15 protein-coding genes are annotated in these 15,611 nt (G+C 71.9%); 8 read left to right on the top strand and 7 right to left on the bottom strand.

What is annotated here, in order from left to right:
* The 4 genes from LG278_RS04400 to LG278_RS04415 all read left to right on the top strand — a co-directional run bounded on the left by LG278_RS04400 (window position 1) and on the right by LG278_RS04415 (window position 1,907).
* Window positions 1–666 (top strand): type II secretion system F family protein, encoded by a 666-nt coding sequence (locus LG278_RS04400; protein ID WP_404391317.1) that lies wholly within the window; start codon window positions 1–3, stop codon window positions 664–666.
* A gap of 76 nt (window positions 667–742) precedes the next feature.
* Entirely contained in the window at window positions 743–985 is a 243-nt protein-coding gene (locus tag LG278_RS04405) for a DUF4244 domain-containing protein (protein ID WP_404391319.1), read from the top strand.
* On the top strand, window positions 982–1,416 hold the full coding sequence (locus tag LG278_RS04410; protein WP_404391321.1) for a TadE family type IV pilus minor pilin: 435 nt from the start codon (window positions 982–984) through the stop codon (window positions 1,414–1,416). Before LG278_RS04405 ends, LG278_RS04410 begins: the two co-directional genes overlap by 4 nt.
* Window positions 1,413–1,907 (top strand): Rv3654c family TadE-like protein, encoded by a 495-nt coding sequence (locus LG278_RS04415; protein WP_404391323.1) that lies wholly within the window; start codon window positions 1,413–1,415, stop codon window positions 1,905–1,907. The genes LG278_RS04410 and LG278_RS04415 overlap by 4 nt, the downstream gene beginning before the upstream one ends.
* Before the next feature lie 20 nt (window positions 1,908–1,927).
* On the opposite strand, the gene LG278_RS04420 is transcribed toward LG278_RS04415, so the two are convergent.
* The 7 genes from LG278_RS04420 to LG278_RS04450 form a co-directional block, all read right to left on the bottom strand.
* Entirely contained in the window at window positions 1,928–2,392 is a 465-nt protein-coding gene (locus LG278_RS04420; RefSeq protein ID WP_404391325.1) for an RrF2 family transcriptional regulator, read from the bottom strand.
* A gap of 344 nt (window positions 2,393–2,736) precedes the next feature.
* The gene (locus LG278_RS04425) at window positions 2,737–3,747 is read right to left on the bottom strand and encodes a sulfate/molybdate ABC transporter ATP-binding protein (RefSeq protein WP_404391327.1); all 1,011 of its coding nucleotides are present in this window, start codon (window positions 3,745–3,747) and stop codon (window positions 2,737–2,739) included.
* On the bottom strand, window positions 3,744–4,550 hold the full coding sequence (cysW, locus tag LG278_RS04430; protein ID WP_404391329.1) for a sulfate ABC transporter permease subunit CysW: 807 nt from the start codon (window positions 4,548–4,550) through the stop codon (window positions 3,744–3,746). Before cysW ends, LG278_RS04425 begins: the two co-directional genes overlap by 4 nt.
* Window positions 4,547–5,332 (bottom strand): sulfate ABC transporter permease subunit CysT, encoded by a 786-nt coding sequence (cysT, locus tag LG278_RS04435; protein WP_404391331.1) that lies wholly within the window; start codon window positions 5,330–5,332, stop codon window positions 4,547–4,549. Before cysT ends, cysW begins: the two co-directional genes overlap by 4 nt.
* A 167-nt stretch (window positions 5,333–5,499) precedes the next feature.
* Window positions 5,500–6,534: a sulfate ABC transporter substrate-binding protein gene (locus LG278_RS04440; RefSeq protein ID WP_404391333.1), complete on the bottom strand. Its 1,035-nt coding sequence runs from the start codon at window positions 6,532–6,534 to the stop codon at window positions 5,500–5,502.
* Window positions 6,535–6,744: 210 nt separating this feature from the next.
* Window positions 6,745–7,041 carry a hypothetical protein gene (locus tag LG278_RS04445; protein WP_404391335.1) on the bottom strand — a complete coding sequence of 99 codons (297 nt, stop codon included), beginning with the start codon at window positions 7,039–7,041 and terminating at the stop codon, window positions 6,745–6,747.
* 164 nt (window positions 7,042–7,205) lie between these two features.
* Window positions 7,206–9,629 (bottom strand): DEAD/DEAH box helicase, encoded by a 2,424-nt coding sequence (locus tag LG278_RS04450; protein WP_404391337.1) that lies wholly within the window; start codon window positions 9,627–9,629, stop codon window positions 7,206–7,208.
* Window positions 9,630–9,810: 181 nt separating this feature from the next.
* Between LG278_RS04450 and LG278_RS04455 the strand changes: the two genes are divergently transcribed.
* The 4 genes from LG278_RS04455 (at window position 9,811) to LG278_RS04470 (ending at window position 15,582) form a co-directional block, all read left to right on the top strand.
* Window positions 9,811–10,170, top strand: coding sequence for an anti-sigma factor antagonist (locus LG278_RS04455; protein WP_404391339.1), 360 nt, complete (start codon window positions 9,811–9,813; stop codon window positions 10,168–10,170).
* A gap of 9 nt (window positions 10,171–10,179) precedes the next feature.
* Window positions 10,180–11,727: a methyltransferase gene (locus tag LG278_RS04460; RefSeq protein WP_404391341.1), complete on the top strand. Its 1,548-nt coding sequence runs from the start codon at window positions 10,180–10,182 to the stop codon at window positions 11,725–11,727.
* A gap of 188 nt (window positions 11,728–11,915) precedes the next feature.
* Complete coding sequence (locus LG278_RS04465; protein ID WP_404391343.1) at window positions 11,916–14,663, top strand: CHAT domain-containing protein; 2,748 nt, start codon at window positions 11,916–11,918, stop codon at window positions 14,661–14,663.
* 124 nt (window positions 14,664–14,787) lie between these two features.
* Entirely contained in the window at window positions 14,788–15,582 is a 795-nt protein-coding gene (locus LG278_RS04470; protein ID WP_404391345.1) for a TetR/AcrR family transcriptional regulator, read from the top strand.
* The last annotated feature ends 29 nt before the right edge of the window (window positions 15,583–15,611 follow it).

Genomic DNA, 15,611 nt, shown 5'->3' on the forward strand with positions numbered 1-15,611 from the left:
GTGGCTCTGGTGCCGCCGCGCGAGCCGTCGGGCGGTCGGGTCGTGACCTGGTCGGCGGTGACCGCCGCCCTGCTCGTCGCAGCGGCCGTGCTCGTGCTCCCCGGTCGCCCCGAGGCAGACGACGGCGGCGAGGGCCAGGACGAGCAGGACGAGCAGGCCGAGCAGTCCGGTGACGACGGTCGGGCCCGCCCGCAACGGCGAGCACGTCGAGGCCGGCGAAGCCTCACCGCTCGTGATCCGGACGAAGTGGCCTCGGCCCTCGCGCTGCTCCCCCTCGCCTACCGCACTGGCCTGCCCACCTGGCAGGTGCTGATCGCCGTCGCGCAGACCGGCCGCGACCCGGTTGCTGCAGACCTGCGTCAGGTGGCGACGGCACTCCAGTGGGGTGCGTCGGAGACCGAGGCGTGGGCATCCGTCGGCCCGGCCTGGACTGCGGCCGCTCGCGTGGTCTCCCTCGCGCATGCCGGGGGCGTGCCGCCGGGGCCGTTGCTGACAGCGGCCTCCGACGACCTCCATCGCGCGGAGCTCGACCGGCTTGAAGTGGCCGCAGCCCAGGTCGGCGTGCGACTCGTCGCCCCGCTCGGGCTGGTCCTGCTGCCCGCCTTCTGCTTGACGACGGTCGTTCCGCTCGTCGTCGCCCTGGGCAGCCAGCTGCTCGTCGGCTGACAGTCCGACGGCGAGCTGGCCGCCAGCTACTTCCCCGCGAGATGCGTGGGGACCACTGAGGAGAAAGAGAACTCGAATGACACCTACCAAGATCGCTGTGCGCCCCGCGCGGGCTCACGTGGCCCGCGTGGCAGGCGCCCGACGCAGGCTGCATCGCCTCCGGCAGCGGGCCGAGGCCGGCATGACGACGGCGGAGTATGCCGTCGGCATCATGGCGGCCTGCACCTTCGCCCTCGTGCTGCTCGGGGTCGTGCGGTCCGACGCCGTGCGTGGTGCGCTTGCAGGTCTCGTGCAGAGCGCCCTCGGGATCGCGGGTTGACCCAGCTCGCAATCCGCCGCTCTGCCACCGAGCGTCTGCGGGCCACGGTGTCAGAGCGTGCGATCGCCCGACGCGAGCGCACCTCGGGAGAGGCGGGGATGGTGACGGCCGAGCTGGCCGTCGCCATCCCCGCGGTCGTGCTCGTGCTGGCCCTGTGTCTGGCGGGCGTGACGGCGGGGATCGACCAGATCCGGTGCGTCGATGCCGCGCGCATCGCCGCACGGTCGGCTGCCCGCGGCGACACGCCAGGGGCAGTGCGAGAGGTCGCTCTGGAAGCGGCCCCGTCCGGGTCGACTGTGGTGGTGGTCGCAGACGGCTCGCTGGTGACGGTCACGGTCGAGGCGCGATCGGGTGGGTGGGGCGGAGTGCTGCCGTCCTGGGAGCTCTCCGCTCAGGCCACCGCGCCGCGCGAGTCGAGCGCCGATCGGTGACAGGGAGACCACGCCACCGCACGAGCGCGCCGGTCCCACCCGACGGCACCATCGCTCCGGTCACACGCGACCGCACGAGCGCCACAGTCTCGGGCGACCACGGAAGCGCCCCTGGGTCGCGTGACCGCGGGGGCGCGTCCGGCTCGGCCGAGCACGGGAGCGCGTCCGTCGTCATGGTCGCCCTCATCGGGGTGATCGTCTCGACCACCGCGGGCGCGCTCGTGCTTGCCGGCGTCGTGCGGGCCAGTCACCAGGCCCGCCTCGGTGCAGACCTCTCGGCGGTGGCCGGCGCCCTTGAGCTGCGCGACGGCGGGTCCGCCTCGGCCTCCTGTGCCGAGGCCGCACGCATTGCCTCCGCGAACGGCACCAGCCTGCAAGCGTGCTCGGTCAGCGGCAGTGACGTGACGGTCGTCGTGGCGGCGTCGTCCGCTGTGTGGCCGCAGCCCGCGACAGCCCGGGCCCGCGCCGGTCCGGAGACGTCTCCGACGTGAGTCCGGTGCGGGGGGAGCGGTCAGCGGTTCTCCCAGGCGTCGGGAGCGGTGAGCAGTTGCTGCACCCTGGCTGGCAGCTCGCCGGAGCGCAGAGCGGCGAGTGACGTCTCGTCGAGCACCTCGCGCAGGCTCGCTCGCACGGCGACCCACAGGCTCGGGAGATGCTCCGCGACGCCGCGGTATGCCGTCTCGTGAGGGCGAAGGCCGCGCACCTCTGCGAGAGGGCCGTCCACCGCACGGAAGATGTCGCCGACGCTGATCTGCGTTGCTGCCCGACCGAGCACGTAGCCACCACGCGCACCGCGCCGGCTGAGCACGAGGTCGTTGCGTCGCAAGTCGGCAAAGATCGCCTCGAGGAACTTCCTCGGCAGCTCCTGACGGGTGGCGAGCGCGTCAATGCTGATCGGGCCGGAGCCCTGCGACTCGGCCTCGGCGAGGATCAGCATCGCCCTGACGGCGTAGTCCACACGGGCCGAGATGTCCACGCCCCGCAGTCTGCCGCACGTTGAGCGGCGGTGGCCGCCAGCTACGAGGCTCCCGGTGGCCCGACGCCACTCGACTGCTTGCGCCCGGGTCGAGCGGCCGGTCTCCTCGGTCGGGAAATGAGCACTCGACTCACGCCCCACGGTCGAGTGCTCACTTCCCGACGGGAACGGGTGTGACGGCGGGGGCACTCGACTCACGCCCCCCGGTCGGGTGCTCACGTCGCGACACGACCGGGGGTGGGTGTGACGGCGGGGCCACTCGTGTCACACCCCACAATCGAGTGCTCACTTCCCGACGAGGTGCGTGTGACGACGCTGCCACTCGACGTCTGGGGGGGTGGGGGTCAGATGGCGAGGGCGGGGTCGTGGTCGACGACGGAGGAGCGGTCGGTGGCCCGCGCGTGGATTGTCTCGCCCTCGTGCAGCCCGAGCTCGGCTGCGTCGCGGCGGGTGATCTGCGCCGCGAAGCGCTCGCCGGAGTCGGCCCGCAGGTCGACGCGCACCTCGAAGCCGAGCGGGACGACCCGCTCGACCGTGGCCGTGATGACGCCGGGCGAGTCGGCGACCTTGGCGTCGAGCGCGAGCGCCGTTGCGCGGTCACGCTCGAGGGCGATGTCGTGCGGTCGCACGAGCTGGCCACCGAGGTGGGCGACCGACCCGAGGAAACCCATGACGAAGTCGTTGGCCGGGCGTTCGTAGAGGGTGACGGGGTCGCCGACCTGCTCGATGCGGCCGTGGTTGAGCACCGCGATGCGGTCCGCCACGTCGAGGGCCTCCTCCTGGTCGTGGGTGACGAGCACCGTCGTCACGTGCACCTCGTCGTGCAGCCGCCTCAGCCACTGCCGCAGGTCCGTGCGCACCTTGGCGTCGAGCGCGCCGAAGGGCTCGTCGAGCAGCAGCACCTGCGGGTCGACGGCGAGCGCCCGGGCCAGGGCCATCCGCTGGCGCTGCCCACCCGAGAGCTGCGCGGGGTAGCGGTGCTGGAAGCCGTCGAGCCCCACGATCTCGAGCAGGTCGTCGACCTTCCGCGCGATCTCGGCCTTGGGGCGCTTGCGGATCGTCAGGCCGAAGGCGACGTTGTCGCGCACGGTCATGTGCTTGAAGGCCGCGTAGTGCTGGAAGACGAAGCCGATGCCTCGTCGCTGCGGCGGCTCGGCCGTGACGTCGCGACCCTCGATCGTGACGGTGCCGCCGTCGAGCCCCTCGAGCCCGGCGATGACCCGCAGGAGCGTCGACTTGCCCGAGCCGCTGGGGCCGAGCAGCGCGGTGAGCGAGCCGCTCGGGATGTCGATGTCGACGTCGTCGAGGGCCAGGAAGGAGCCGTAGTTCTTGCGGGCTGCGGTCACGGAGATCATCGGTCGCTCCTCTTGCGGTCGAGCAGGGTCATGAGGAACAGCACGAGGAGTGCGATGCCCATGAGAAGGGTGGCGGCGGCATACGCCCCGTAGGTGTTGTGGTCGTCGATGTAGCGCGCGTGCACGAGCAGCGTCAGCGTCTGCGAGACGCCCGGGAAGCCGGACGACACCATGATCACGGCGCCGAACTCGCCAAGTGCGCGGGCGACGGTGAGCACGACCCCGTAGGTCAGGCCCCAGCGGATCGCGGGGAGCGTGATGCGCCAGAACGTCTGCCACTGGTTGGCGCCGAGCGTGGACGCGGCCTGCTCCTGCTCCGTGCCGATCTCGTGGAGCACCGGCTCCACCTCGCGCACGACGAAGGGCAGCGTGACGAAGATGGTCGCCAGCACCATGCCGGGCAGGCCGAAGATGACCTGGAAGCCGGCGCGGTCGATCGCCCCGAACCAGCCGTTCACGCCCCACAGCATGATGAGGGCGACGCCGACGACGATCGGCGACACCGCGAAGGGCAGGTCGACGACCGCCTGCAGCAGCCCGCGCCCCCGGAAGCGGCCACGCACGAGAGCCAGGGCCGTCACGACCCCGAAGACGACGTTGAGCGGGACGACGATCGCCACGATGAGCAGCGACAGGTTGAGCGCGGAGATCGCCGCAGGTGTGCTGATGGAGGCCATGAACGTGCCGAGGCCCGGCTCGAAGGCGCGCCAGAGGATGACGCCGATCGGCACGGCCACGAGAGCGAAGAGGTAGCCGAGCGCGAGGACGCGCAGCGTGATGCGGGTGCCGGTGCCGACCCTCATGCGTCTCGCTCCTCTCGGCGCTGGGTGCGGCTCGCGACGAAGCGGAGCAGCAGCAGCGTGACGAAGGCGATCGCGAGCAGCACCACCGAGACCGCGGCGGCGTTGACCGGCCGGTCGATCTCGATCTGCTGCTGGATGTACTGCGACGCGACCTGGGTCTCGCGCGGGATGTTGCCGCCGATGAGCACGACGGAGCCGTATTCACCGATGGCGCGGGCGAAGGAGAGGCCCGTGCCGCTGAGGACCGCCGGCGCGAGGGTGGGCAGCACCACCCGGCGGAAGGTCGTCCAGTTCGACGCGCCGAGGGACGCGGCGGCCTCCTCCACCTCGCGGTCGGCCTCGATGAGCACCGGCTGCACCGAGCGCACGACGAACGGGAGGGTCACGAAGAGCAGCGCGACGATGAGTCCCGAGCGAGTTGCGTTGAGCTGCAGGTTGATCGGGCTGTTGGGACCGTAGAGGGAGAGCAGCACGATGCTCGCCACGATCGTCGGCAGGGCGAAGGGCAGGTCGATGATCGCGTTGACGAAGCGCTTGCCGCGGAAGTCGTCGCGAATGAGCACCCACGCGATGAGCGTGCCCGTGACGGCGTTGATGACGGCGACGACCGCCGAGACCAGCACGGTGACCTGGAGGGTCGCGATGGCCGAGGGGGCCGTCACCGCCTCCCAGAAGCCGGCCCACCCGTCCTCGAACGCGGCCACGGTGAGCGCGGCGAGGGGGAGCAGGACGATGACGCTGAGCCAGAGGGTGACGACGCCGATGCCGAACGGGCGCACCACGCCGACGCGACCCCATCGGGGCTTCGTGCCGTGCGCCCGTGGCCCGGTCGTCGCGTGCCCACCGTCGCCAGACCCGTCGGTGGCCGGCTCCGGAGTGTCCCGCCCGCCCGGACGCGACAGCGGGGAGGCCGAGTGCTCGGCCCCCCTGCTGTCAATGGCGTTCGACGTCACTGGGTCGCCTGGTCGTAGATCTTGGCGATGTCACCGACGTCCTTCTTGAACAGGCTGCCGTCGACGGCCTTCCAGCCGCCGAGGTCGGCGATCGTCCACAGCTTGGCCGGTGCCGGGAACGTCGAGGCGAACTCCGTCGCGACGGTCTCGTCGACCGGGCGGAAGCCGGCCTCGGCGATGAGCTTCTGGGCTGCCGGTGTGTAGAGGTAGGTGTTGAACGCCGTGGCGGCGGTGAGGCTCTTGCTGTCCTTGAGTACGGCCACCGGGTTCTCGATCTTGAAGGTCTGGGGCGGCGTCACGTGCTCGACCGGGTCGCCGTTGCGCTCGATGAAGAGCGCCTCGTTCTCGTAGCTGAGCAACGCGTCGCCGCTGCCCTGCAGGAACGTCTCGGTTGCCTCGCGGCCCGACTTCGGCTGCACCTTGACGTGGTCCTTGACGAGGGAGGAGACATAGGCGAGCCCCGCCGCCTTGTCGGTGCCGCCCTCGCTCTTGGCGGCATACGGCGCGAGCAGGTTCCACTTCGCCGAGCCGGAGGAGAACGGGTTGGGCGTCACGACCTCGACACCGGGCTCGAGCAGGTCGTCCCAGTCCTTGATGCCCTTGGGGTTGCCCTTGCGCACGACGATCGTCACGACCGAGCCAAAGGGAATCCCCTTGTCCGCGTTGGCATTCCAGTTGGCGTCGACCAGGCCGGCCTCGACCAGCCGCGTGACGTCGGGCTCGACGGAGAAGTTGACGATGTCGGCCTCGGCGCCGGCGGCCACCTTGCGGCTCTGGTCGCCGGAGGCGCCGTAGCTCTGCTGGAACTGCACACCCTTGCCGCCGTCGCTCTGCTGGAAGGCCGGGATGAGCACGTCGAAGGCGACCTTAGGCACGGCATACGCGTAGAGGTTGAGCGTGCTGGTCACGGCACCGCCGGCGCCGGTAGAGCCGGGCTGCGCGACGACGTCGCTCGAGCCGCCCGCGCACGCCGACAGGACGAGGGTCCCGGAGGCGGCGAGGGCAGTGAAGGCGATGAGCGGGCGTCGCATGGCGGGGCTCCTGGCTGTGGTGATGGGGTGGTGATCTGGCTGGGGTGGTCGGGCGATGCCGGTCCTCGCGGTCCGGTGCCGGCCCCCTCGACGAGGGCGGGTCTCCTATCGGATGACTGGGAGTTTTGAATAGCATGGCGTTACTGGTCAAATAACGCACGCTTATGTCTCAGAGTGTGGTCGGAGGACCGTCGGCCGAGCAGGCGTCGGTCAGTCCCGGTCGGCCGAGAGCGTGCGGACCCGCAGCACCGGGCCCACCATCGTCGTCGTCATGACGTCGGTGGCCCGGTCGCCGTGCACCGTGACGCGGGCGCCCTCCTCGACCTCGACCTGCCAGCTCGGCGGGAAGAGCAGTTCCCAGGTCGTGCCGTCGTCGGCGACGAGGACGAGCGGCCGCAGCTCGACCTCCGCGCGCTGCAGGGTGCCGCGCACGACGACCTCCGGCGTCGACCGGGCCTCCCGCTCGCGGCGAATGGCCCGTTCGGCCTGCTCGCGCAGCTCGCCCACGACGTCTCGACGCCGGTCAGCCGACGGATCGCTCTCTCGATCGGGGGGCCCAGCGGGCGGATCAGCGGGCGGGTGAGGCGACGAAGTGCTCTTTCGATCGTGCTCGGGACGCCGATGAGCGGACGGATCGCTCTTTCGATGGCGAGGGGGTCTGTTGCTGCGCGTCACGACGAGCTCCTCTGCGGGTCATCGGCCTCACCAGCGTGCCGCAGCGTGAGGTCGAGAAGGGCGATCGCGCCGGCCTTGTCGAGCGGCTCGTTGCCGTTGCCGCACTTCGGCGACTGGATGCACGAGGGGCAGCCGGTCGCGCACTCGCAGGCGGCGATGGCCGCCCGGGTCGCGCCGAGCCACGCACGCACCCGCCGGAAGCCACGCTCGGCGAAGCCCGCGCCACCCGGGTGCCCGTCGTAGATGAGGATCGTCGGCAGGCCGGTGTCGGGGTGCAGGGCGGTCGAGACGCCGCCGATGTCCCACCGGTCGGCGGTCGCGAAGAGGGGCAGCAGCCCGATCGCCGCGTGCTCGGCCGCGTGCGCAGCGCCCGGTATGCCGGCCTCGTCCACCCCGGCGGCCGCGAGCTCCTCCACGGGCATCGTCCACCACACCGCCCGGGTCGACAGGCTCCGCTCGGGCAGGTCGAGGGGGTGCTCGCCGAGCACCTCTCCGCCGGGCAGGCGACGCAGGAACGACACGACCTGACTGCGCACCGTGACCTGCCCGAAGGAGCAGCGCAGCGGTCCCCACTGCTCGTGCTCGATCTCGCGCCCGATGTCGAAGTCGCTCACCGACTGCGCCTGCGTCGTCCAGCCGGGGTCGCCGCGCACCGCGAAGGCGGCGTGGTCGTCGAGGTCGAGCTCGGTGACGACCCAGGTCTGCCCCTGGTGCAGGTGCACGGCCCCCGTGTGCACCTGCGCGTGCGCCGAGGACTCGTCGACGGTGCCGACGACGCGCCCGGTGCGGGTCTCGATGATGCGGACCGGCTCGCCCGCGCCGCGCAGCGAGAGGTGGTCGGCGGGGCGGTCCTCGCGCGCCCAGAACCAGCCCCGTGGTCGCCGGCGCAGGATGCCCGCGGCGACGAGGGCGTCGAGCAGCCCTCGCGTCTGGGCGCCGAAGAGCTCGAGGTCGGCCTCGGTGAGCGGCAGCTCGGCCGCAGCGGCGGCGAGGTGCGGCGCGAGCACGTGCGGGTTGTCGGGGTCGACGACGGTGGCCTCGACCCCACGACCGAAGATCGCGGCGGGGTGGTGCACCAGGTAGGTGTCGAGAGGGTCGTCGGCTGCGACGAGGACCGCGAGCGAGCGGCCGCCCGACCGGCCGGCGCGACCGGCCTGCTGCCACAGCGACGACAGCGTGCCCGGCCAGCCGGCGAGCAGCACGGCGTCGAGTCCGCTGACGTCGACCCCGAGCTCGAGCGCGTTGGTCGCGGCAAGGCCGAGCAGCTCCTTGCCGCGCAGCGCGCGCTCGAGCTCGCGCCGCTCCTCGGGCAGATAACCGCCCCGGTATGCCGCGATGCCGGCTTCGGCGCTCACCGGCACCCTCTCCCTCGCGACCGACGCGACGACCTCGACCCCGGCGCGTGAGCGTGCGAAGGCCACGGTCTGCACCTGCTCACGGACGCAGCCGGCGAGCAGCTCACCGGTCTCGGTGATGGTGCTGACCCGCCGCGGCTCACCGTCGTCGCCCTGCACGAGTGGGGGCTCCCAGAGGGCAAACGTCATGGGCGCCCGGGGCGACCCGTCACGCGTGACCGCGGCGACCGGCATACCGAGGAGGCGGCCCGCGTGACCCTCGGGCTCGGCCACGGTGGCCGAGGCGAAGACGAAGGTGGGGGAGGCCTTGTAGCGGGCCGCCACGCGACGCAGCCGGCGCAGGACGGCGGCGATGTGCGCGCCGAAGACGCCCTTGTAGACGTGGCACTCGTCGACGACGACGTAGCGCAGCGCCCGCAGGAACGAGCTCCACCGGTCGTGCCGGGGCAGGAGCGAGTGGTGGACGAGGTCGGGGTTGGTGAGCACGAGGTTGGCGTGGTCGCGGATCCAGCGCCGCTCGTCGGTCGGGGTGTCGCCGTCGTAGGTGGCGGGCCGCACGCCGGGCAGTGCGAGACCCGAGACGCGGCTCAGCTGGTCGGCGGCGAGCGCCTTGGTGGGGGAGAGGTAGAGGGCGGTCGCGCCGCGGCCGTTGGGGGCGGCGGACCCGGCCATGAGGTCGCTGAGGATCGGCAGGAGGTAGCCGAGGCTCTTGCCCGAGGCGGTGCCCGTGCTGACGACGACGTGGCGACCGGCGTGGGCCGCCTCGGCGACCTCGACCTGGTGCGACCACGGGCGGTCGATGCCCGAGCCGAGCAGTGCCCCGAGCAGCGTCGGGTCGACCCAGCCGGGCCAGTCGTCGAGCGCTGCCGTGCGGGCGGGCACCTCGTGCACGTGCACGAGCCGCTCGGGGTGCTCGCCGACGAGCGTGCGCAGGAGCGCGTGCGGATCGGGTGCGTGTCCACGCCGGCGCGCGGGCTGCGGGGACTCTGCTGCCACGTGCGCACCACCCATCCCGGCCGCCGGAGCGGCGGCCGGGGCGTGGGTGGAGCGGGCCGAGCAGTCCATGTGGAGCAACCGTATGCCGTCGGGGTACGGTAACCGTCGAGCGGGGCATGTTACCCCGCAGTTGCCGGTCGGGGACGGCTCGTGCGTGCTCGACCGGCGCACACCGCAGGAGCCTCACGCAGGCACTTCACGCAGACATCACTCCGACGGCAGTCACGTCGGCCAGGGAAGGGACGGACAGGTGGATCTCTCGATCACCCGTGCCGACCACGGCGACCGCACCGTGGTCCACCTCGGTGGTGAGATCGACGTCTACACGGCGCCCCTCGTGCGCGAGAAGCTCGACGAGCAGATCCAGGCCGGTCGCACCGACCTGGTCGTCGACCTCACCGACGTCACCTTCCTCGACTCGACCGGCCTCGGGGTGCTCGTGGGGCGCCTCAAGCTCGCCCGCACGCGGGGCGGCTCGATGCGGCTCGTCGGCACCGACGACCGGGTGCTCAAGGTCTTTGCGATCACCGGTCTCGACAAGGTCTTCGAGATCCACCCCGACGTCGAGAGCGCCCTCGCCGCCGGCGTCGCGCCCGCCGAGACGTCCTGACGGACCGGCGTGCAGCCGAGCCCGGGACCTGACGCCCTGACCGGAGCCACCGCGCCGGTGCTCGATGTCGACCTGATCGGCCTGCTGCGTGCCGACCTCGTGGCGGCCGGCTTCACCCTCGACGGCATCGCCGAGCGACTCGGCCCCGTCGCGTCCGCGGCGCTGCACCGTGAGCAGGCCCTGCCGGCGCTGCTCGCGACGGACGGCGCCGACGACCCGTGCGCCGTGCTCGTGCGGTTGCTCACCCTCGGCCGCCCCGTGCCGTCCGGCGCGCTCTCGGCTGCGCTGCCGTCCCTCGGCCTCGACGGTGCGCGGGCGCTCGGCCTCGTCGAGGACGCTCCGGGCGACACCGTCAGCGCGACCTGCGACCTGCGTCCCTACGCCGACGACGCCCACGAGTGGTGGGTGGCGTCTGACCTCTCCGAGGTCGCGACCGGGCAGACGCTGCGTCCCGACCACGTGCTCGGCATCGGCGGCGCGTCGACGACGCTGGCCTCGTGGACGATCCGCCGACCGGCCGCCCGCGCGCTCGACCTCGGCACCGGCAGCGGCGTGCAGGCGCTGCACCTCGCGTCGCACTGCGACGCCATCGTCGCGACCGACATCTCCGAGCGGGCCCTGGCGTATTCCGCCTTCACCGGTGCGCTCGCCGGCATCGAGCTGGACCTGCGGCAGGGAGATCTGCTCGAACCTGTTGCGGGAGAGACGTTCTCGCTCGTCGTGAGCAATCCGCCCTTCGTCATCACGCCGCGCACCGACGACATGCCGCTCTATGAGTATCGCGACGGCGGGCGCGCCGGGGATGCCATCGTGCGCGCGCTGGTGCGCCAGGTCGGCACGGTGCTCGAGCCGGGAGGGGTCGCCCAGTTCCTCGGCAACTGGGAGGTGCCCGCCGGCCGCACGTGGCGCGAGGTCTGGTCGGAGTGGCTCGACGAGCAGGCCCGTGAGGGCGTGGCGCTCGACGCCTGGGTCGTGCAGCGCGAGTCGCAGGACCCGGCGGAGTATGCCGAGCTCTGGTCGCGCGACGGCGGCTCCCTGCCCGGCAGCCCCGACCACTCGAGGATGTATGCCGCGTGGCTGGCCGACTTCGCCGCCCGCGACATCGAGGCGATCGGCTTCGGCGTCGTCACCCTGCAGCGACCCCTGAGCGACCGGCCGACCTGGCGCTCGCTCGACGAGGCTGTCGGGCCGGTGGCCGCGCCGATGGGACCGACGGTCGACGCCGGGCTCCGCGCCCGCACGTGGCTCGCCGAGCACTCCGACGACGAGGTGCTGGGCGTCGCGTGGTCCTGCGCGCCCGACGTCACCGAGGAGCGCCACGGGCGGCCCGGTGCCGACGACCCGAGTGTCATCCTCGTGCGCCAGGGCGGCGGGCTGGGGCGGGTGGTGCGCGCTGGCACGGTGCTCGCGGCATACCTCGGCGTGGCCGATGGCGAGCTCACGGCGCGGGCTGCGCTCGACGCGATCGCGTCGCTCCTCGACCTCGAGGCGCAGGCGGTGCGGGCTGAGATGGTGCCCCAGCTGCGCGACCTCGTCGCCGACGGCCTGCTGCGCTGACGACAGGCGCCCGCCGCTTCGGCCGAAGGTATCGACCTGCCCCTTTGCGACCGTTTTCCGCGGTTTCGCGGTCCGGCGCCCATCGACGCTCGGGCGCCCTACTCTGAAGATCGGGGCGCCGTCCGGCAGGGATCGACTCGAGGCTCCGCCAGACGGGTCGACGTCGGTTGCCTCTTGCGGAGAGGACCATGGCCAGCGAGATCGAGCTCGAGATTGCCCCCGGGAGCACCCACGGGGAGTACGTCGTGCGTGTCCTGCGGGCGGCATCCGGTGGAGAGCCCTCGACGGTCACGACGCTTGACGTGGATCACCTGCTGGCCGGTCGAGACGCGCTGGAGAACGCCGTTCTCCTGTCCACCGTCTCGGCGCGGAGACTGATGCCGGTCGAGGAGGAGCACTTGCGGGCCGTCGGCCAGCAACTGTTCGATGCGGTGTTCCGGGGCACGATCAACAGCGTCTACAGGGCCAGCATGATGGTGGCCCGTCAGAACGATGAGCATCTGCGGATCATCCTGAGGCTCAATGCTCCCGAGCTCGCAGCGCTACCTTGGGAGGCGTTGTGGGACCCCGAGACGCGCTCCTACACCTGCATGCGTGAACCGCTCGTGCGGCACGTGCCGGCGCCATACAGCGTGGAGCCCCTCGAGGTCACGCCCCCCTTGCGGATCCTGGGTCTGAGCTCCTCACCCCGCGACCTGCCGAGCCTGGACCTCGACGGAGAGCAGTCACATCTCGCGGCGGCCCTGGCCAGACCGGTGGCGGAAGGTCGCATCGAGCTCCACTGGCTCCAGCAGGCAACCTGGGACCGGGTCCACGACATGCTGCTCTCCGGCCCGTGGCACGTCCTGCACTTCATCGGGCACGGTGACTACGACGCGGGCACCCAACAGGGCGTGATCGCGCTGGTGGGCCCGGACGGTCGCAGGGACCTGGTGGACGCCGAGCGGCTGGCCACCCTCCTCGGGGAGGCCGAGCCCACCCCGCGACTGGTGGTGCTCAACTCGTGCTCTTCAGGCGAGGAGGGCACGAGGGACCTCTTCTCGGGCACCGCCGCCGCGCTGGTCCGCAGTGGCATCTGCGCCGTCGCCGCGATGCAGTTCACGATCAGCGACGCTGCTGCGGTCAGGTTCGCCCGCGGCTTCTACACCGCACTCGCCAACGGACGTGACCTTGCGGCCTCGATCAGGGCAGGCCGGATCGAGATCCTCGGGACTCCGCGAAGCCTGGAGTGGGTGACCCCCGTGCTCTACCTCCGCGGAGACAACGCACGGCTGTTCGACCTCCACCCCCCGTCGGACGCGCGCCCCGGCCAGGGCGCGCCGACTGCGCCACCTCACGCTGCCGACGGCAGGGCGGCCCCGGCCCGCGCCGAACGGCCCCCGCCCGCGCAGCTGCATGCGATGTACCTGGCCGCCCGGTTCGAGCAGAGGGCGCAGAACTACGAACGTGCCATCGGTCTCTTCGACGAGCTGCTGTCGCTCGACCCCACCTACCTCGACACCGCGGCACGCAGGAGCGACGCTGCCCAGCAGCTCGAGCTCCGTCAGGCGTACGAGCGGGCCTTCGCGGCACAGCAGTCGGGCGACTGGCTGAACGCGACACTGGGCTTCTCCGAGATCACCGATGTCGACCCGTCCTACCGCGACGCGGCCGAGCGTGGTCGCGCCTGTCAGAAGGCTCAGCAGATCGCCGACCTCGGCGACGAGCTCAGGTATCACTCCGAGGCCGGCAACTGGCAGGCCGTCCTCGAGGCGAACGCCGACCTCGAGGCGCTGGATGTGCACGCAGCGGACCCGGACGGCATCGCCACTCGCGCTCGTGAGGCGTTGGCGCTCATCACCCCTCCGGTCGAGCACGCGGCCATTCCCGACCCGGCGCGCCAGCGACTCCTCGAGGCGTTTGCGGCGTCGCTCAGGCAGGTCATCAGCCGGGGGGAGCAGTCCATGGCTGCACCCGCCCCCGTGGCGTCAGTCGAGCCGCAGAGTGACCGGCCAATCGCTGACGCGGCGGTCGCTTCCCGGGCGCACGGCGACGCGGAGCCCAAACCGCTCCGGACGATCAGCTACTGGACGTCGACCATCTGGGCGCTCAGCTGGAGCTCGGACGGCGCCAGGCTCTGCGTCGCTGGGAACTCGTCGAAGATGAAGGTCTACGACTCCGACTTCACCCTCTTGGCCTCCTTCAAGGTGGGTGCGTGGTTGACGGCGGCGAGGTCCTGCGCCTTGAGCCCGGGAGGCACACTGGTCGTCGCGGGTACAAGCACCGGCTCCGCGATGGTCTGGGACCTCGCCACGAAGCGACTGCTCCACCAGCTGGAGCACCCTTCGCCTTCGGTCCTCGACGTCTCCTTCAGCCCGGACGGGAAGAGACTCGTGACTGCGTGCGGGGACAAGCTGGCGCGGGTGTGGGGAGCGACGTCAGGTGAGCTGCTCTTCACCATGGAGCACGAGGAAGCGGTCCTCTGCGCGGCCTTCAGCCCTGACGGGAGTCAGGTGGCCACCGGCGGCGACGACCACTGCCTGCGCCTGTGGGACTCCGCCACCGGCATGCCCCAGGCCGTCATCGGTGGGCCGCATGGCGTCCCCTCCACGGATCAGCCCGTCATCGCGGTCGCGTTCAGCCCTGACGGGAGCGCCATCGCCACGGCGGACTCGTCGAAGAGCGCTCGGGTGTGGAACCCCCGAAACGGGCGGCAGCGCTATCGCATCCAGCAGGCAGCCGCCATCGATGCGGTCGCCTTCAGCGCGGACGGGAGATGGCTCGGCACAGGTGGAGCGGGCGGACTGATCGGGGTGTGGAACGCCGCCACGGGTGTGAACCAGATGCAGATTGCAGATATCGGGAGCGGGCGCGTGGTGGCCGTGGCCTTCCGTCCGGGCCGCAACCTCCTCGCCACGGGCGGGACCTACGTCGCCCTCTGGGCTTTCGACGCGTAGGCCGCACTCTCCTCACGTCCAGCCGGGAAGCCGCAGGCCTGCCCGGACCTCGGCCACCGACTTTCTGGAGTACGGCTGGGCAAGCAACTTGTGAGTGAGCGCTCACTCATTCATGATGGTGGGCGTGCCAGCACGAGTTGACCGCGGCGAGCAGCGAGAGCGCTCCGGACGAGCCGCCCCGATGAGCCGCGACGACCGACGAGACGCCCTCGTCGACGTGTTCGTCGAGCTCGCCCACCGCGAGGGGCGCAAGCCGACGACGAGCGAGATCGCGCAGGAGGCAGGCGTCGCGGAGGGCACGATCTTCCGCGTCTTCGCGACCAAGGAGGCCCTCGAGCGCGAGGCCGTGCAGGCGGCGTTCTGCCCGGCCCCGGTGCGACGGCGCATTGCGGCCATCGACCCCGAGGGCACCCTGCGCGACCGGCTCGTGGACTTCACGAGGATCATGCAGGCGCGCTTCACCGAGGTCTTCGGGCTGATGGCGGCCCTCGGGCTCACCGAGCCGCCCAACCGTGGCCCCCACCTCGCCTGCTTCGAGGCCGGCCGCCACCTGCGCGGGCTCGCCGACGAGGAGGACGGGCACGCCGCCCACCAGCCGCTGCTCGACGCGATCCACGAGCTGCTCGTCCACGACGAGGACCACCTCGTCGTCCCTGCGGCCGATCTCGTGCACCGGCTGCGACTGCTGACCTTCTCGGGCAGCCACCCGGGCATCGCCGACGGGAAGGTGCTGACACCCGAGGAGATCGTCGACACCATCCTCTTCGGACTCGTGTGCCGGCCGCACGGGGCCGAGAGCGGTCTGGGCATCGAAGAGCTCTATGCGCAGCTCGGCGGCGACCCCGAGGCGCTCGCGCGCCCCCTGCCTGACGCCCCGCCCAGCCGGACGGCATACGCCCGTGGTGGAGGTCCGGCGTGACAAACCAGTTGACCCTCACCCTGCGTGAG

This window comes from Humibacillus xanthopallidus, assembly GCF_044793955.1.
In the GTDB taxonomy this organism is placed as follows: Bacteria; Actinomycetota; Actinomycetes; order Actinomycetales; family Dermatophilaceae; genus Humibacillus; species Humibacillus xanthopallidus_C.